This is a genomic window from Ruegeria sp. CDSB136, assembly GCF_059610965.1.
On record NZ_JBXWOP010000001.1, the window covers coordinates 362416 to 380324 of the forward strand.

Here is a 17909-nt window from a genome sequence, read left to right on the forward strand (position 1 = left end):
CTGGCAGGATGACATGAAAACAGCGGCGATCATTGGTGGTGGTGTAATCGGCGGCGGATGGGCCGCACGGTTTCTGCTGAATGGCTGGGATGTTCGGGTGTTCGACCCGGACCCGGAAGCCGAGCGCAAAATTGGGGAAGTGCTGGACAATGCGCGTCGCTCGTTGCCCGGTCTCAGCGATGTGCCTTTGCCGGCCGAAGGGACGCTGAGCTTTCACGAGGATATGGCCGATGCCGTCAGGGGTGCGGACTGGATTCAAGAAAGCGTGCCCGAGCGGCTGGAGCTGAAATTGAAGGTTTACAAGGGGTTGCAGGAGGCGTGTGATCCGGGCGCGATCATTGGGTCCTCGACCAGCGGCTTCAAGCCTTCGGAGTTGCAGGAAGGCGCACTGCGCCCCGAACAGATCGTCGTGACGCACCCGTTCAATCCGGTGTATCTGCTGCCGTTGATCGAACTGGTGCCGACCGAGAAGAACGCGCCCGAGCTTGTTGCAAAGGCCAAGGAAATGCTCACGTCGGTCGGATTCTTCCCGCTGCATGTCAAGAAAGAGATCGACGCGCATATTGCAGACCGGTTTCTCGAGGCCGTCTGGCGTGAGGCGCTGTGGCTGGTCAAGGATGGCATTGCGACCACGGAAGAGATCGATGAGGCGATCCGTATGGGCTTTGGCATCCGCTGGGCGCAAATGGGGCTGTTCGAAACCTATCGCGTGGCCGGGGGCGAGGCCGGGATGCGGCATTTCATGGCGCAGTTCGGGCCAGCCCTGCAATGGCCCTGGACCAAGCTGATGGACGTGCCGGAATTTACCGATGAACTTGTCGATATGATCGCCGAACAGTCCGATGCACAATCCGGGATGCACTCGATCCGCGAACTGGAGCGTATCCGCGACAACAACCTTGTCGGGATGATGCGGGCGCTGAAGCTGCAGAATTACGGGGCAGGTGCGGTGCTGAACCAGCATGACGCAATGCTGCGGCCCGGCGCGCTGCCGATTCTGGAACAGGCGGATCTGAGCCAGCCGATCCTGACCCTGTCGCGGGCGGTGCCGCTGGACTGGACCGATTACAACGGTCACATGAACGAGGCCAAATACCTCGAGGCTTTTGCTGCGGCGACTGACCGGTTCATGGAGATCATTGGCTGTGACGCGGATTACATCGCCTCGGGCGGCAGCTATTTCACCGCTGAGAACCACCTTCGCTATATCGACGAAGTCCATGCGGGCGCAAAGATCGAAGTGCGCACGCAGATGCTGTTGGGTCAGGGCAAGAAGCTGCACGTTTTCCACAGCATGTACGAGGGCGACAAGCTGCTGGCAACGGGTGAGAGCTTTTTGCTGCATGTCAGCCTGGAAACCCGCCGCCCCAGCGCGCCTTCGGCCGAAATCGAGGATGCGATGGCGCGAATTGCCGCCGCGCAGGCTGAACTGCCATACCCCGAAGGTGCGGGTGTAGCCATTCGGAAACCGTCATGACCCGGCGGGTTCTGGTCACGGCCGGCGCCGCGGGCGTCGGTCGTGCCATGGCCGATGCGTTTGACGCAGCGGGCTATGAGGTCTGGGTGACGGATATCGATCAGGCGGCGCTGCAGGCCTTGCCGGATCACTGGACGGCGCATTGTACGGATGTGACAAGCGAGAACGACATGAGCGCCGTCTTTCAGGCGGCCGGTGCGGCTGGTGGACTGGACGTGCTGTGCGCCAATGCGGGGATCGCAGGGCCGACTGACGCGATCGAGGATATCGATCTGGCCGCGTGGCGGTCCTGTGTTGCGGTCAATCTGGACGGCGCATTTCTGGCAGCCAAACATGCGGTCCCGATGATGAAATCGGCGCAGGCGGGAAGCATTATCCTGACGTCTTCGACGGCCGGACAATATGGGTATCCGTTTCGCGCGCCTTATTCAGCGGCGAAATGGGCCGTTATCGGGTTGATGAAGACGCTGGCGATGGAACTGGGGCCACATGGTATTCGCGCCAATGCAATCTGCCCGGGCGCTGTCGAAGGCCCCCGAATGGAGGGCGTTTTGCAGCGTGAGGCTGCGGCCAAAGGAATGACGCGCGACCAGGTTTACCAGGGCTATGCCGCGGGCACCTCGATGGGCCGATTCGTCGAGGCGCAGGATATCGCCAATATGGCGGTCTTTCTCGCCTCGGATGCGGCAAGGCTGGTGTCAGGGCAGGTGATTGCCGTGGATGGTCACACCGTCAACCCCGACCCCAAAGTCTAAGCGTCAGGCCTGATTTGGGCCACGCAACTGACGGATAGCGCTGCGCACGGCCTGCCAGTCCTGAGCTTCCTGTGTGTTGCCGGAAGCTTCGCATTCGCGCATTTTCTGAGCGGCTTCTGCCTCGGCCCGGTCGCCGTGCGCGGTATATAGGGCGCGTGCGTATTCTGCCGTTTTCAGTGCGTCCATTCCTGTAGTCCTCCGTCTTGTGATCGGATGTCCCAAACGTTCGCGCGAAGGCACCATAACACAGGAACTGCCAGACTGCATCACTGCGTCTGAGATGGACCTGAGATCGCTGACCTGAATTGCCGCAGATGATCCGGAAAATCGCGGGCGGTCAGGTCGGCCTCGCGGATCAGGGTATCGAAATGGCGGGTGAAAACCTCGACCCGGTCCCGATCGCGGAAAGCCATGTAATGGCTGCCGGCGTAGAAAACGCACAGAAGGGGGCCGAATATCGTGACTGGTGCGGAATAAAGTCGTTTGGCATCAAACAGATAGATGCGCAATCGTGGATAGAGCAATTCGCAGAGTTCCAGCAGGTGATCGATCTGATCCAGCCGGACCTGCAAAGGCAGATCCTGATAGTAGCCCGTGCCATGGGCAAAACTGTGGATTTCATAAAGCGGCATCGCGATCTCATAGTCCGATTGCGCACTGCGCATCCACGCGAGCCGGTCGGCAGACGCACCGATCGCCTGATCGGCCGTACGACCCAGATGGGGGGCGTATTCCCATTCCAGAACGGCGCGGGTTTTCAGCATGTCGGGCAGGGTGGCCGGGACATAGCGGATCTTGTATCCCGCCGCTTCCTGATGCCACTCAAAGATACGCTCATCAACCAGGGCGCGGGGGGCTTCGGCCATTGTCAGGGAACTGGCCAGCAGCTCTGCCGCGCTTTCGGGGCGGTTGGAGAGGCTGAGCAGCCAGTCCGCAGAAACACCAAGCGCCGAAGCGCAACTGCCAACGACATGTGCATTTGGTAACCGGGCGCCCGCGTCGGCCAAAAGCTGTGAAACTGTGGATCGGTCCACACCGATTCCCCGGGCCAGTGCGCTTTGACTGACACCGCGCTCTTCCATGGCGCGGGCCAGACGCAGACGAAACTGCGCAGCGCGATCTCGTTTGTCGATTTTTTCCTGCATATGATAATAAATATCACGTTTGATGAGTTTTGTTAATCATATTCAGAATTCTCACGCCCCTCTGTTGCCGATAAATCTTGAAACATAACAAGACTATGGGTGACGGAATGGAGACACGGCGCAGATCAGTCGTGAAGGCTGTGGTTTGGAATGCGATGGGGCTGGCAATGATGACGCTGGTCGGGTTGATCGCAACCGGATCGGCGGCAGTTGGCGGTACGCTGGCAATCATCAACACAGCCATCGGACTGACCCTGTATGTGATTTACGAACGTGTCTGGGCCGGCATCACATGGGGGCGTGATGTCTGAGCGTTCCGGTCCCGAGTGGCGCACTTTCGCATTGATTCTTGCTTGTTACGGGGCGTGGTTGCTGACAGTCTTCTTCGTGGCGTCTTGGAGCCTTTGGTTGGCCATCCCGGCAATGGGGGTCATATCTGCACTGCATTCTTCCCTGACTCATGAGGCTTTGCATGGCCATCCGTTTCGAACCAAATGGGTGAACGAGGCGCTAATGGCGCTGCCGCTGACATTGTTCATTCCATATAACCGGTTCCGGGATATGCATCTTGCGCATCATCGTGATGCGGCACTGACCGACCCCTATGATGACCCCGAAACCAATTATCTGGACCCCAAGGTATGGGAGTCTTTGGCCGGCTGGCAAAAGCTGGTTTACAGCGCCAACAACACGCTTCTGGGCCGCATGGTTCTGGGTCCTCTGATTGGCCAGACCGCATTCTTTCGCGATGAGTTGCGCGGGGCGCTGCGCGGCGATCCGGCCATTCTGCTGGCATGGGCATTGCATCTGCCCGGGGTGGCCGTGGTGTTGTGGATTGCTGCTGCGTCTGCCATGCCGGTCTGGGCGTTTGTCATTTCGGCCTATATTGGGCTGGCACTGGTAAAGATCCGCACTTTTCTGGAGCATCGCGCGCATGAGAAATCGCGGGCCCGAACCGTTATCGTCGAAGATCGCGGTCCGTTGGCTTTTCTGTTTCTGAACAACAACCTGCACGTCGTTCATCATATGAACCCGGGCACACCGTGGTATCAGCTGCCTGCGCTTTACCGGAATAACAAGGAACGGTATCTGGCCTGCAACGAGGCTTATGTCTATCGTTCTTACGGACAAATCTTCCGTCAGTATTTCTGGAGCGCCAAAGATCCGGTGGCGCATCCTCTCTGGCCAAAGGGTTGATTTAAGGACAAAAGGGAAGCCATGAGCCTATGGATTCCCGTCACCGTTGCGGCCGCTGCGTTTCAGACCGTGCGGTTCATGCTGCAAAAATCACTGAGCCGCATTCAACTGAGTGCGGCAGGCGCCACATTCGCGCGGTTTGCCTATTCGATGCCGCTGGCCGTCATCGGCCTGATCGTTGCCATGCAATCGACCGGTTTTGCACTGCCACATTTATCCGCGAAGTTCTGGATGTTTGCGGTTCTTGGCGGGACCACTCAGATTCTGGCGACGATCTGCGTCGTAGCTCTGTTTAAACAGCGCAATTTTGCTGTGGGTATCACCTTTAAGAAAACCGAAGTGATTCAGACGGCTATCGTCGGTTTCCTGATCCTTGGCGATCAGGTTTCATCAGGGGCATTAATTGCCATCCTGCTGGGTTTGGCGGCGGTGTTCTTGTTGTCCAAAACACCGGGCGGCGACGGAGAGTGGTGGCGCCACCTGACCAACAAGGCGTCCCAACTGGGGTTGGGATCCGGCGTGCTTTTTGCCTTTTCGTCAGTCAGTTATCGCGGTGCATCGATGCAATTGGGCGATCTGGATGCGTGGTTCCGCGCGCTGGTCACGCTGGCCGCCGTGATCATGTTTCAGTTCCTCAGCATGGGACTGTGGCTGCTATGGCGTGACCGGGCCGAATTGCGGGCCGTTTGGGACACCCGGCGAACCGGTGTTTTTGTCGGGCTGACCAGCTTGTGTGGTTCGTTCTGCTGGTTCTTTGCGTTCACGCTGCAAAATGCGGCCTACGTCAAAGCGTTGGGGCAGGTGGAATTGATCCTCAGCCTGCTGGCTTCGTTGCTGTTTTTCCGCGAAACCATCACCCGGCGTGAGATCGCCGGGATGTCTTTGCTTGGAATATCAATTTTGGCGTTGGTGCTGGCGATCTAGCCCGCGCGGCGTTCATCAAAGCTGAGGGCGATGAAGCTTGGCAGGTGATCGCCCATGCCCACGACTGATGGGCCGTTGTCCTCGTGACGGTTGCGCCCGCGGGGTTTGGGTTCTTTTTCCCGCTTGCCTTCACTTTTTCGGCCTTCTGAAGATCTGGATTTCTTCTCGGGCTTCGGGGTGTCCGGTTTGGGTTCATCTTTGACCGGGTTGTCGATGCGCGGAATATCCTTCTGGATCAGTTTTTCAATCGCATCCAGTGCCTTTTCATCGCGGCCCGAGCAGATCGTGATGGCCTTGCCCTCACGCCCGGCGCGGCCTGTGCGGCCAATGCGGTGGACGTAATCCTCGGCATGGCCCGGTACGTCGAAATTGAACACATGGCTGACCGATGGAATATCCAAGCCGCGTGCCGCCACGTCGGAGGCGACCAGCAGGCGCAGAGAGCCGTCGCGGAAACCGTCCAGTGTTTTCATCCGTTGCGACTGGTCCAGATCGCCATGGATGGCGGCGGCATTGTAGCCGTATTTCTTCAGCGATTTCGCGCAGATATCCACGTCGGTCTTCCGGTTGCAGAAGATGATCGCGTTGGTGCATTTGTCGCCTTCGGAGTCGATCAGCGCACGCAGAACCTTGCGTTTGTTGCTGGCTTCACGGTCGCGGCGACCACCTTTGAACATGACCACGCCCTGCTCGATGGTCTCGGACGCAGTGGCCTGACGGGCAACCTCAATCCGTGCGGGGGCAGACAGGAAAGTGTCGGTAATCCGTTCGATCTCGGACGCCATGGTGGCCGAGAAGAACAGGGTCTGCCGGGTGAACGGCGTCAGCGAGAAGATGCGTTCGATATCGGGGATGAATCCCATGTCCAGCATCCGGTCGGCTTCGTCTACCACCATGATCTGCACTCCGGTCAGCAACAGCTTGCCGCGTTCGAAATGGTCCAGCAGGCGCCCCGGTGTGGCGATCAGAACATCGACGCCCCGATCAATCAGCGCTTCCTGCTCCTTGAAGCTGACACCGCCGATCAGCAGCGCCTTGGTCAGTTTCAGATGCTTGGAATAGGTGTCGAAGTTTTCCGCCACCTGAGCGGCCAGTTCCCGGGTCGGACACAGCACCAGCGAGCGCGGCATACGTGCACGCGCGCGGCCACGGGCCAGCAGGGTGATCATCGGCAGGGTAAAGCTGGCGGTTTTGCCAGTACCGGTCTGGGCGATCCCCAACACATCGCGGCCCTCAAGCGCAGGTGGAATCGCACCTTCCTGGATCGGAGTGGGTGTTTCGTATCCGGCTTCCTCAATAGCCTTGAGGACCTTCGGGTTCAGGTTCAGTTCGTTAAACTTTGTCATATATGTCCGGTTCATGCGGACACTTGACCTGGCCCGCGCGTATGTAAAATGCCGGGCCCGGATGGCCATGCGCCCCATGCGTATTTCGGCTTGGGCGGGACATAACAAAATCGTAACACCAGGTCAAATGAAGAGCGGTTAATCTGGAGGCGCTAAAGGCGTGTATTCAGTTTTCCGCAACAATTCAATTGGTTCCGGGAAAGTGTTTCGCGACTTTTGCGTCCAGATCAAGGGGGCGGTGCCGGATCATGCCGTGATCTTCCAGCCGGGTGCGTGTCGCGGGGTCTGCGCCGCTCATCTCGTCAAAAAAGCGGCGCAGCCCATCCATGCCATCTTCTGCTTCGATCATGCCCAGAAGCTCATTCATGTTCACGCCGCCACGCTCGCGCGCGACGTTGGGGGACATGCCGGGCTGATAGGACCCGCGTGCGATCCGGAACGGATAGTGGGCCAGCCAGTGTTCCCAATCGGGCGCATGGCGGTGGCAAAGGTTCATGCCATCCAGTTCCACGCAATCGCGCAGAATTTCCCCGTTTTGGAACAGGTTGTGGATGCGAAAGTTGATCTTCGACATGCCGGTACGAACGAACAGCTTGCCCTGGATGTGGCTGAGGAAACCGCCCAGAACAAAAGCGCCGTAGGTGGGATAAAGGGTTTGCACCAGCGTGTCGCGGCCCCGGCCTTTGGGAATAAAGGCCTTGTACAGATCTTTGCCGGTCGCCAGCGCCTCGATCGGGCGGGTGCGGGCGGCGGGAATGTCATCTGGAACCTGCGCCAGCAGGTCTGGAACCGGGCGTTTCGGCCAAAGGAACTCGTCCAGGTCGATATGGGCCAGCCAGTTCAGGTCTGTCTTGCGGTACGTGTAGGTGGCGTTTGCTGTCTGGCGCACCTGGTGTTTGTCCGGGCGGTCCCGCTTTCGCCTTTCCCAGAATGCGGCGTCACAGACCCACACGTCTATCTTTGGATGGACCCGGAGGGCTTCGAAAGCCTGCGGATTGGGCTCGTCCAGAAAAAGGTACATCCGGTCCAGCCCCAGATCGAGGTGATAGGCCGCAAATCCGAGGATATCCGGAGCCGGACCCCGAATTGTGGACACAATGCCCCAGGTTGGTTTTCTTGCCATGCCGTGCCCGGTTTCGCCTTCTTGCCTGCAGGTTAGAGCAGGCAAGGGCTCAGGTCATCATCTCTTTGGTCGCCGTCAGGTTCAGCGCCGGATAGTCGCGGACGACCCGGTCGATGTCCCATTGCAAGCGGGTCAGATAGACAATGTCACCATCGTGGTCATGGGCGATGTGCTGCTTGTTGGCATTCACGAACTTTTCAACTTCGGGCTTGTCGCCGCTGACCCAGCGGGCACTGGTGAACTGCGACGCCTCGAAACGGACGGGCAGGCCATATTCCATCTCGATCCGGCTTGCGAGCACTTCGAATTGCAGCGCGCCAACGACGCCTACGATGAAACCCGAGCCGATCGAGGGTTTGAACACCTTGGCCGCGCCTTCTTCGGCAAACTGCATCAGAGCCTTTTCAAGGTGCTTAGCCTTCATCGGGTCGCCTGCGCGAACACCTTGTAACAACTCCGGAGCGAACGATGGGATGCCGGTCACGCGCAGCGCTTCGCCTTCTGTAAGCGTGTCGCCGATGCGAAGTTGGCCGTGGTTCGGAATGCCGATGATGTCCCCAGCCCAGGCTTCTTCCGCCAATTCGCGGTCGGAGGCTAGGAACAGGACGGGGTTCGAGATCGCCATCGGTTTTTTCGATCGCACATGCGTCAGCTTCATGCCGCGCTTGAAATGGCCAGAAGCCATGCGCACGAACGCCACACGGTCGCGGTGTTTTGGGTCCATATTGGCCTGAACCTTGAATACAAACCCGGCGACCTTCTTTTCGTCGGGCGCGATCTGGCGCGGTTCAGCGGACTGAACCTGCGGCTGCGGTCCGTAAGCACCGATGCCCTCCATCAATTCCTTCACGCCGAACGAGTTGATCGCCGAGCCGAACCAGATCGGGGTCATGTGGCCTTCCAGTACCGCCTGCGGGTCCAGGGCGGGCAGCAGTTCGCGCGCCATTTCGACCTCTTCCAGCAGCTTTTCCAGCAAGTGTTCGGGCACATGCTCGGCCAGTTTGGGGTCGTCCAACCCGTTGATCTCAATGCTTTCGGCTACCTTGTTGCGGTCGGCGCGGTCCATCAGCTCCAGCCGGTCGCGCAGCATGTCGTAGCAGCCGATAAAGTCGCGCCCGACACCGATAGGCCACGCGGCGGGCGTGACGTCGATGGCCAGCATTTCCTGAATTTCGTCGATAATCTCGAACGTATCGCGGCTTTCGCGGTCCATCTTGTTGCAGAAGGTCAGGATGGGCAGATCGCGCAGGCGACAGACCTCGAACAGTTTCTGCGTCTGGCTTTCAACGCCCTTTGCGCCGTCGATAACCATCACCGCCGCATCCACGGCTGTCAGGGTGCGATAGGTATCCTCTGAGAAGTCCGAGTGACCGGGCGTGTCCACCAGATTGAACCGAAAGTTCCCATAATCGAACGACATCGCAGAGGCGGAGACGGAAATACCGCGATCCTTCTCCATCTGCATGAAGTCCGAACGCGTCCGCCGCGCCTCACCCTTGGCGCGCACCTGGCCAGCCATCTGAATTGCGCCCCCGTACAACAGGAACTTTTCAGTCAGCGTTGTTTTGCCCGCATCCGGGTGCGAGATGATGGCAAATGTCCGGCGCCGGGCGATCTCGGGCGGCAATACGGGTTGGTTCGAGGCGGTATCAAGCATGAGCGCGCGTATAGGCGTGGAATCCTGCCGAGGCAAGACAAAGGGGCTGGTTCGAATCATACCGTTATGGCAATAAGAACATATAGTGAACAAATTGCGGAGAAGATCGATGAATTTGAAAGAGATTGCCGACGAACTGGTTGCCGGTTGCCGCGAAAACCGGGCCAAGGAGAATTTGGAGAAACTCTATGCGCAGGATGCTGTTTCGGTAGAAGCGCATGAAATGGAAGGCATGGGCCGTGAAACCCATGGCCGCGATGCGATCCGGGGCAAGCATGAATGGTGGGAAAGTGCGCACGAGGTGTCCGGAGCATCCGTCAGCGATCCCTTCCCGCACGGCGACGACCGTTTTGCCGTGATCTTTGAAGTGCAGGGCACGGTCAAGGAAAGCGGTGAAAGCTTCAACATGAAAGAGGTAGGCATCTATCACGTCGCCAACGGAAAGATCGTGCGCGAAGAGTTCTTTTACTGACGCGCTTTGACTTCTGGTCTTCCCTGTCTGGCCGGTGCTAGACATGCGGTCAACAACAGATGGGGAGGATCGGATGGATCTGGGAATACGTGGAAAACGCGCACTTGTCTGTGCCAGTAGCAAGGGTTTGGGTCTTGGCTGTGCCGAAGCCCTGGCCGCAGCCGGTGTCGATCTGGTGATGAACGCGCGCGGGGCAGATGCTTTGGAGACCGAAGCCGCCCGGTTGCGAACGGAACATGGCGTTGACGTGCTGACGGTGGCCTGCGACGTGACCTCGGCCGAGGGGCAGAACCAGGTGATAGACGCCGCGCAGGGTGTTGATATTCTTGTGACAAATGCCGGTGGGCCACCGCCCGGATTGTGGTCGGACTGGGATCGGGATGATTTTATCAAGGCGCTGGACAGCAACATGCTGACGCCGATTGCGTTCATGAAGGCACTGCTGCCGGGAATGATGGACAAGGGCTGGGGCCGGGTGGTGAATATTACCTCGCAATCCGTGCGCGCGCCGATCCCGGCGCTGGGTTTGTCGAACGCCGCGCGGACCGGACTGACGGGCTATGTTGCCGGGACGTCCCGACAGGTGGCCCCGCGCGGGGTTACCATCAACAATCTGCTGCCGGGTATTCATGCCACGGATCGCGCGGTGTCGCTGGACGGCGGCGTGGCGACGCAGAAGGGGATTTCCATGGATGAGGCGCGCGCGGAACGCGAGGCGACCATTCCTGCCCGGCGATATGGCACGCGGCAGGAATTCGGCGCGGCCTGTGCATTTTTGTGCTCGCAACATGCCGGGTTCATCGTTGGACAGAACATCCTGCTGGATGGCGGCGGCACCAATCTGACGATGTGAGCATGGCGCAGGGGTTTTCACTTAAGGACCAATTGTTCAACGCGGAAAAAACCAGCTATCTTGCGGGTTTATTCTCAGCTTCTGATACTGGTTTTGACGCACCTGCCTTTCAGGCGCGCGTCATGCAGCGGTTGCCAGAACTTGAGTTGAAAGAGCGGATGGCCTGGATTGCCGAGTGCCTGCAACAGGCAGTTCCCGGTGAATTGCCTGATGTGGCCCCGGTGATCCTGCGCGCGCTGCCGCCGCCTCTGGATCCGGACAAGACCGATGATGATTTCGGAGATTTCATCTTTGCGCCCTTGGGCGATTGGGTGGTGTCGGCAGGGCTGAACTACCCCGATCTGGCACTGGATGTACTTGAGGAACTGACGCAGCGGTTCTCGATGGAATGGGCGATCAGACCGTTTTTGAACGCCCACCCGGATCTTGTGATCGAGAGAATGCAGGATTGGTGCTTGCATTCCAGTTATCACGTGCGTCGTCTGGTCAGTGAAGGTACGCGGCCTCGATTGCCTTGGGGGCAGGCGGTGGGGCTGGAGTTGAGCGATCCGGTGCCACTGCTTGACAGGTTGCACGGCGACAACACACGATATGTCACGCGGTCTGTGGCGAACCATCTGAACGATATCACCAAAACGGACCCGGACCTGGCTCTGGATCGATTGCAGACCTGGCAGGCGGAGGGCCGACAGAACGCTGAAGAGCTAAGCTGGATGACCTCTCATGCCCTGCGCGGGCTGGTGAAATCGGGCCATGCAAGGGCAATGAAGATGCTGGGTTATGATCCGGATGCCGAACTGATCGTTGCGGTTGACCTGCATGGGGATGCCCGGATTGGTAAGGCGCTGGAGTTTTCAGTTGATCTGAGAGGTTCAGGCGATCAGCCAGTATTGGTTGATTATATCATTCACTTTCAAAGGCCTGGCGGAAAGATTTCACCCAAGGTTCACAAGCTGAAACAGTCCGTTCTGCGCGATGGCACACTGAGGCTGGCCAAGAAACACAAGCTGAAGGGCGATGCCACCACCTTTCGGTTGGTGCCGGGCATGCACCGGTTGGAGATTCAGGTGAATGGAAAAATACGCGCCGGTGCGGATTTCGAACTGCTGGGCTGAGACGGCAAGAAGCTCTCACGCTTTTGTCAGAATGGCGGTCGCCTGATTGCGCGCCAGCCGGTCTTGCACTAGCTGCTGAACAGGGGCTGAGGAAAGGATTCCGGTGATGAAGCATGAGGCGGTACAGAACTATTATGGCGAAGTCCTGCAAGGCAGTTCGGATTTGCAGACCAACGCATGCTGCACGCCCGATGACATGCCGGATCATCTGAAGAAGATTCTATCCCGGGTGCATGACGAGGTGCTGACACGGTACTACGGCTGCGGCCTGATTGCGCCGCTGGACCTGGAAGGAATGTCGATCCTCGATCTGGGGTGCGGTGCGGGCCGTGACGTTTATGCGTTGTCCGCCATGGTCGGCGAAAAGGGCCGCGTCGTTGGCGTGGACATGACGCCGGAACAGCTGGACGTCGCGCGGGCGCATCAGGACTATCACGCGAATGCGTTCGGATATGCCGCCAGCAATGTGGAATTCCATCACGGCTACATCGAAAAGCTGGACGAACTGAATCTTGAGCCCGGATCGTTCGACATCATCGTGTCCAACTGCGTTATTAATCTGGCCACCGACAAGGATGCTGTTCTGCGTGGCGCGCATCGGCTGCTGAAAGAGGGCGGCGAGATGTATTTCTCGGACGTGTACGCTGACCGCCGTGTTCCTGCCGCCATGGCTGAGGATGAGGTTCTGTACGGCGAGTGCCTGTCCGGGGCTTTGTACTGGAACGACTTCCTGTCAATGGCGCGCAAGGCCGGGTTTGGTGATCCGCGCCGGGTGACGCATCGTCCGCTGACCATTGAAAATCCGGTTCTGGAAGAGCGCGTCGCGCCACTGAAATTTCTTTCGGCCACCTACCGGTTGTTCAAGCTGCCTGATCTGGAACCTGCCTGCGAGGATTACGGTCAGGCCGTGATCTACAAGGGCACGATTCCCAACTCGCCGCATCTGTTTGAGCTGGACGACCACCATGCCATAGAAACCGGCAAGGTTTTCCCGGTTTGCGGCAACACCTGGATGATGCTGCACGATACGCGCTTTGCACGGCATTTCGAGTTCATTGGTGATTTCTCGACTCATTATGGCATCTTCGAAGGTTGCGGGGGCGAAAGTCCGTTCGAAGCCACAGGAGAAGCCGCCTCTGGTGGATGCTGCTGATCCCTTGCGCCTGAGGGGCGGGGTTGTTATCCCCGCCCAAGCCCGATGAATTTGATCGGGAAAGGCAACGGGGTTCATCGGTGACAGTAGAGAAAACTCCTCCTCCTCGTCTGGAGATTCGCAAATTGGTCGCACGCTATGACGGTCAGGTTGTCGTGGATGACGTCTCGCTGACGGTGCAGGCAGGGCAGGTGACATGTCTGCTGGGACCGTCCGGCTGCGGTAAGTCCACCACGCTGCGCATGATTGCCGGGGTCGAGATGCAGGACTCGGGCGAGATCTACGTCGACGGCAAGCTGATCTGCGACACGGTTTTCCGTGTCCCGCCGGAACGGCGCGAGATCGGGTTGATGTTCCAGGATTTTGCCCTGTTTCCCCATCTGAGCGTGGCGGACAACGTGGCGTTCGGTCTGAAAGGCCGGAAAGAGGAAAAACGCGCCCGGGTCGAGGAACTGCTGACCAAGGTCGATCTGATGCGGTTCATCGATGGGTATCCGCATCACCTGTCAGGTGGTGAGCAGCAACGCGTGGCGCTGGCCCGCGCGCTGGCACCGCGCCCGCGCATCATGTTGATGGACGAGCCTTTTTCGGGCCTCGACAATCGTTTGCGCGATGGCATCCGAGATGAGACGCTGGCCATCCTCAAGGAAGAAGACGCGGCGGTGGTGCTTGTAACGCACGAGCCCGAAGAGGCGATGCGTATGGCCGATGAGATTGCCCTGATGCGCCGCGGCAAGATCATTCAGCAGGGCGCGCCGTATAACGTGTATACGCGTCCGGCAGACAAGGCGGCTGTTGCTTTTTTCAGCGATGTCAACGTGTTGCGTTCGCAGGTGAACGGAGCTTTGGCGGAAACGCCTTTCGGGCAGTTTCTGGCGCCGGGTGTCCCGGATGGCACCGATGTCGAGATAGTGTTTCGACCACAGCATGTGCGACTGGACTTCGACCGGGGCGGCAAGGGGCCGCTGCCGACGCACACGGATGGGGTTGCTGCGCGTGGGGTGGTGCAGCGCGCGCGCTTTCTGGGCAATGAAAGCCTTGTCGAGTTTGAGATGGATCATGATGGCTCGACCCTAAAAGCCACTGTTCCGAATGTTTTTGTACCCAGCCCGGGTCGGGTCATGTGGCTGACGGTTCGCCGCAACCGGTGTTTCGTATTCCCGGTCTGAGGGGCTATGGCTCAGTTTAGTGCCAAGTGGTGCGTGAAAGCCGCAGATTGCGGACGTGCATTGCTTGCCGCAGCGTGGGGCTGGGTCTATCAAGGGCGAAACGCGGGGGTAATTCGGGCACATGCGTATTCTTCTGACCAACGATGACGGCATCAATGCGCCGGGATTGATCACGCTTGAGGCTATTGCAGCCGAACTGGCAGGGCCAGGCGGAGAGGTTTGGGTCGTTGCCCCGGCCTTCGAACAGTCTGGCGTTGGTCATTGCATCAGCTATACCCATCCCATGATGATCGCCAAAATGGGCGAGCGTCGCTTTGCCGCCGAAGGCTCGCCCGCTGACTGCGTTCTTGCGGGCCTGCATGATGTGATGAAGAACCAGCGGCCCGATCTGGTTTTGTCCGGCGTCAACCGGGGCAACAACTCGGCCGAGAACACGCTGTATTCCGGGACCATCGGCGGCGCGATGGAGGCGGCATTACAGGGCGTGCCTGCGATTGCCCTGTCGCAATATTTTGGCCCCCGGAATCTGGGCCTTGACGATCCGTTCGAGGCCGCTGGCCGGTTCGGCGCGGATCTTGTCCGGCGCATTCTGGATGCCACACCGCAAGAGCAGGGCGATTACCGGTTGTTCTACAACGTGAATTTCCCACCAGTGCCTGCGAATGAAGTGTTGGGCACCCGTGTCGCAGCGCAGGGGTATCGCCGGGACACATGCTTTTCGGTAGAACCGCACAGCTCGCCCTCGGGGCGGCAGTTCTTGTGGATCAAGGGCGGGTATCAGCATAACCCGACTGCTCCGGGGACCGACGCGGCGGTCAATCTGGAAGGCTACATCTCGGTCACGCCGATGCGGGCAGACCTGACGGCGCATGATACGCTGGAGGCGCTGAAGGCGATCGAATGAGCGGACTGAACCCTGAAACAACCATGCAGTTCCTGTTCGCCCTGCGTAAACGCGGGGTGACGGATGCGCGCGTTCTGGCGGCGATGGAACAGATCGACCGGGGCCGCTTCGTCAAGGGCCTGTTCGCGGAACGCGCCTATGAGGATACACCCCTGCCGATTGCATGTGGTCAGACGATCAGCCAGCCGTCGGTCGTGGGGCTTATGACGCAGGCGCTCGAGGTTCGACCAAGGGACACGGTTCTGGAGATCGGAACCGGCTCGGGCTACCAGGCGGCGATCCTGGCAAAGCTGGCGCGCCGGGTTTACACGGTTGAACGCCACAAGCGCCTGGTGCGCGAAACCGGTGAGTTGTTTCGCGAACTGGGCCTGACAAATGTGACGGCCATGCTGTCGGATGGATCGTACGGTCTGCCCGAGCAGGCCCCGTTCGATCGGATCATTGTGACCGCCGCTGCGGAAGACCCGCCCGGGCCGCTCTTGGCGCAGCTTAAAATCGGCGGTATTATGGTGTTGCCGGTGGGCCAGTCGGATGCGGTTCAGACTCTGATCCGGGTCAGGCGAACCGAAACCGGGCTGGACTATGATGAATTGTTGCCTGTCCGTTTTGTGCCCTTGCTGGAAGGGCTTGGGAAGGATGGGGCGTAGTTGATATTTCCGAACTATGCGCCGGAACCCCGGAAAACAGGGGCAGGCGTTGAGGACAGCATGATGAGAGCAGTTTCCAAATCAGCAATGCGCCGGTGCGCCCTTGGAGCGACGGCATTGGTAATTCTTGCCGGGTGCGAGGGGCCATTGGACTATGACCTGCGGGGCAATGTAGGCGGATTTTCGACCGCCGATGCGGCGCTGGCGGCCACGGGCAATCGTCCGGCTCCTGACGCGCGTGGGGTCATCACCTATCCCAACTATCAGGTCGCGGTGGCCCGCGGCGGCGATACCGTCAATGACGTGGCCGCACGTGTTGGGCTGCCTCCGTTGGAACTAGCCCGGTTCAACGGTTTGAATGTCACTGACCCTCTGCGCGATGGCGAAGTTCTGGCGCTGCCGCGTTCGGTCGGCGGCGGCAGCAACGTCGATATTGCAGCCCTGGCCGGGTCCGCCATTGATGAGGCTCCCGAGAGCGGGGGTGTTCAGACCACGACATTGGAGCCGGCAAAGCCTGTATCACCCACACCGGCACCGGTGGGGCCCGAACCGGTTCGGCACAAGGTCAAGCGTGGGGAAACGGCCTATACCATTTCGCGTTTGTATCAGGTGCCGGTGGAGTCCCTGGCGGAGTGGAACGGTCTTGGGTCCGATTTCACCGTACGCGAGGGCCAGTACCTGCTGATCCCGGTCAAGGATCAGCCAGCGCCGCGCAGGTCTGCAGCAGCGGCCACTACTGCAACGAATGTCACGCAGCCGGGGCAGGGATCTCCGACGCCAACACCCCCCAGTGCCACGCAGCCCTTGCCGGACGAAGAGGTTGCGCCATTGGCCGAAGCACCTGATGTGACGGCGGAAGCGCCGACAAACACCAGCACCGCCGCCTTGTCCTTGCCGGTCAGCGGGACGATCATCCGCACGTTCGACAAGAACAAGAACAAGGGGATCGACATCGCATCGAGTGCGGGCGCGCCGGTCAAGGCAGCTGATGCCGGGACTGTGGCTGCTGTGACGGAGGACGCAAATCAGGTTCCGATCGTTCTGGTGAAGCACAGCAATGATCTGGTCACGATTTATGCCAATGTTGCCGACGTTGCCGTCAAGAAAGGCGACAGGGTCCGGAGAGGACAGCAAATCGCGGCTCTGCGGGGCGGTGACGAGGCCTATGTGCATTTCGAGGTGCGGCAGGGATTCGAAGCCGTCGATCCAGAGCCTTACCTCAAGTGACGGAAATGGCCCGTTCCGGGCCATGCCTCCGGCGGGAGTATTTTGAAAAAGATGAAGCCGGTCAACTGTGCGGGTCGTAGTCGCTGAGCCTTTTGCCGGGTTCGTCGGGGAAGATCTCGGGCATTGGTGTGACTGCCTCGATCAGATCGATACGGAAGACGCGGAAACCGTCTCGCAGCTCGCACCAGGCAGTGAGGGTCCATACTCGGCCCCAGTATTCCATGTGCAGCGGGCGGATCACGCGATCGGTCAGGACGCCGTCGATGCGGCGGTAGGACAGGCGCAGTTTCTGGCGTGATTTGATCGCGGCGCGGATCGGGGCCATATGCGCCAGTCCGCGCGCGGCGTCGGCAAAGGGGTAGACGGCGAACTTCCAGCTGTCGGCTTCGGCCACGACCTGAGTGGGCAGCACGGCGTCGATTTTGTCGGCCAGTGATTCAGCAGCGGATTTAAGGTCGGGATCAGCCGCCTCGGCCACAATCGCCATGCCGAGGTTCAGCGCCTCGAGTTCAGCGGGGGTCAGGTTCAACGGTGGCAGGGTGATCTGCTCGCGCACCATATAGCCGACGCCGCGTTCGCCCTCGACCGGAACGCCCGAGGCGACCAGCGTGTCCATGTCGCGATAGATGGTGCGGACCGACACCTCGAGCCGGTCCGCGATGTCCTGCGCGCGGTGCAGTTTGCCGTCGCGCAGGATCTGGATGATGTCGAACAGGCGGTCAGAGCGGCGCATGACGCACCATCC

General features: G+C 59.6%; 19 protein-coding genes. 13 read left to right on the forward strand and 6 right to left on the reverse strand.

What is annotated here, in order from left to right; translation table 11 throughout:
• The first annotated feature begins 13 nt into the window (after positions 1–13).
• Positions 14–1477, forward strand: coding sequence for a carnitine 3-dehydrogenase (locus AC2FIR_RS01860; protein WP_496743857.1), 1464 nt, complete (start codon positions 14–16; stop codon positions 1475–1477).
• A complete protein-coding gene (locus tag AC2FIR_RS01865) occupies positions 1474–2232 on the forward strand; it encodes an SDR family oxidoreductase (protein WP_480910882.1) in 759 nt (252 codons plus the stop codon). Before AC2FIR_RS01860 ends, AC2FIR_RS01865 begins: the two co-directional genes overlap by 4 nt.
• A 3-nt stretch (positions 2233–2235) precedes the next feature.
• Here AC2FIR_RS01865 and AC2FIR_RS01870 read toward each other — a convergent pair whose 3' ends face one another.
• Complete coding sequence (locus AC2FIR_RS01870; protein WP_170610632.1) at positions 2236–2418, reverse strand: hypothetical protein; 183 nt, start codon at positions 2416–2418, stop codon at positions 2236–2238.
• A gap of 80 nt (positions 2419–2498) precedes the next feature.
• Entirely contained in the window at positions 2499–3377 is an 879-nt protein-coding gene (locus tag AC2FIR_RS01875; RefSeq protein WP_480910879.1) for a helix-turn-helix domain-containing protein, read from the reverse strand.
• Positions 3378–3484: 107 nt separating this feature from the next.
• On the opposite strand from AC2FIR_RS01875, the gene AC2FIR_RS01880 reads away from it, so the two are divergent.
• Genes AC2FIR_RS01880 through AC2FIR_RS01890 form a run of 3 tightly spaced genes read left to right on the forward strand, consistent with a single transcriptional unit; the run spans position 3485 to position 5498 of the window.
• Positions 3485–3688, forward strand: a complete 204-nt coding sequence (locus AC2FIR_RS01880) for a DUF2061 domain-containing protein (RefSeq protein WP_170610965.1) — start codon at positions 3485–3487, stop codon at positions 3686–3688.
• Complete coding sequence (locus AC2FIR_RS01885) at positions 3681–4574, forward strand: fatty acid desaturase (RefSeq protein WP_480910877.1); 894 nt, start codon at positions 3681–3683, stop codon at positions 4572–4574. Before AC2FIR_RS01880 ends, AC2FIR_RS01885 begins: the two co-directional genes overlap by 8 nt.
• A 21-nt stretch (positions 4575–4595) precedes the next feature.
• On the forward strand, positions 4596–5498 hold the full coding sequence (locus AC2FIR_RS01890; RefSeq protein ID WP_170619158.1) for an EamA family transporter: 903 nt from the start codon (positions 4596–4598) through the stop codon (positions 5496–5498).
• Here the strand turns inward: AC2FIR_RS01890 and AC2FIR_RS01895 are convergent.
• From AC2FIR_RS01895 to AC2FIR_RS01905, 3 genes are all read right to left on the reverse strand, one after another.
• On the reverse strand, positions 5495–6844 hold the full coding sequence (locus AC2FIR_RS01895) for a DEAD/DEAH box helicase (protein ID WP_170619159.1): 1350 nt from the start codon (positions 6842–6844) through the stop codon (positions 5495–5497). The two genes, AC2FIR_RS01890 and AC2FIR_RS01895, sit on opposite strands and share 4 nt — an antisense overlap.
• Positions 6845–7028: 184 nt before the next feature.
• Positions 7029–7967: a glycosyltransferase family 2 protein gene (locus AC2FIR_RS01900; protein ID WP_480490083.1), complete on the reverse strand. Its 939-nt coding sequence runs from the start codon at positions 7965–7967 to the stop codon at positions 7029–7031.
• A gap of 49 nt (positions 7968–8016) precedes the next feature.
• Positions 8017–9624: a peptide chain release factor 3 gene (locus AC2FIR_RS01905; protein ID WP_321252581.1), complete on the reverse strand. Its 1608-nt coding sequence runs from the start codon at positions 9622–9624 to the stop codon at positions 8017–8019.
• Positions 9625–9733: 109 nt separating this feature from the next.
• Here AC2FIR_RS01905 and AC2FIR_RS01910 point away from each other — a divergent pair, with 109 nt between their 5' ends.
• The 8 genes from AC2FIR_RS01910 (at position 9734) to AC2FIR_RS01945 (ending at position 17164) form a co-directional block, all read left to right on the forward strand.
• Positions 9734–10096, forward strand: a complete 363-nt coding sequence (locus tag AC2FIR_RS01910) for a SnoaL-like domain-containing protein (RefSeq protein ID WP_496743863.1) — start codon at positions 9734–9736, stop codon at positions 10094–10096.
• 73 nt (positions 10097–10169) lie between these two features.
• The gene (locus tag AC2FIR_RS01915; protein ID WP_496761848.1) at positions 10170–10949 is read left to right on the forward strand and encodes an SDR family oxidoreductase; all 780 of its coding nucleotides are present in this window, start codon (positions 10170–10172) and stop codon (positions 10947–10949) included.
• Between the two features lie 2 nt (positions 10950–10951).
• A complete protein-coding gene (locus AC2FIR_RS01920; protein ID WP_496743867.1) occupies positions 10952–12064 on the forward strand; it encodes a YhaZ family DNA alkylation repair protein in 1113 nt (370 codons plus the stop codon).
• Between the two features lie 106 nt (positions 12065–12170).
• Positions 12171–13217 carry a methyltransferase domain-containing protein gene (locus AC2FIR_RS01925; RefSeq protein ID WP_496743869.1) on the forward strand — a complete coding sequence of 349 codons (1047 nt, stop codon included), beginning with the start codon at positions 12171–12173 and terminating at the stop codon, positions 13215–13217.
• Between the two features lie 110 nt (positions 13218–13327).
• Positions 13328–14386, forward strand: coding sequence for an ABC transporter ATP-binding protein (locus tag AC2FIR_RS01930; RefSeq protein WP_496744205.1), 1059 nt, complete (start codon positions 13328–13330; stop codon positions 14384–14386).
• 121 nt (positions 14387–14507) lie between these two features.
• Positions 14508–15290, forward strand: a complete 783-nt coding sequence (gene surE, locus AC2FIR_RS01935) for a 5'/3'-nucleotidase SurE (protein ID WP_170610667.1) — start codon at positions 14508–14510, stop codon at positions 15288–15290.
• Complete coding sequence (locus tag AC2FIR_RS01940) at positions 15287–15937, forward strand: protein-L-isoaspartate(D-aspartate) O-methyltransferase (protein WP_170610670.1); 651 nt, start codon at positions 15287–15289, stop codon at positions 15935–15937. The genes surE and AC2FIR_RS01940 overlap by 4 nt, the downstream gene beginning before the upstream one ends.
• A gap of 63 nt (positions 15938–16000) precedes the next feature.
• Complete coding sequence (locus AC2FIR_RS01945) at positions 16001–17164, forward strand: peptidoglycan DD-metalloendopeptidase family protein (protein WP_170610969.1); 1164 nt, start codon at positions 16001–16003, stop codon at positions 17162–17164.
• A gap of 61 nt (positions 17165–17225) precedes the next feature.
• On the opposite strand, the gene AC2FIR_RS01950 is transcribed toward AC2FIR_RS01945, so the two are convergent.
• A complete protein-coding gene (locus AC2FIR_RS01950) occupies positions 17226–17897 on the reverse strand; it encodes a helix-turn-helix transcriptional regulator (protein ID WP_480490080.1) in 672 nt (223 codons plus the stop codon).
• Between the last annotated feature and the right edge of the window lie 12 nt (positions 17898–17909).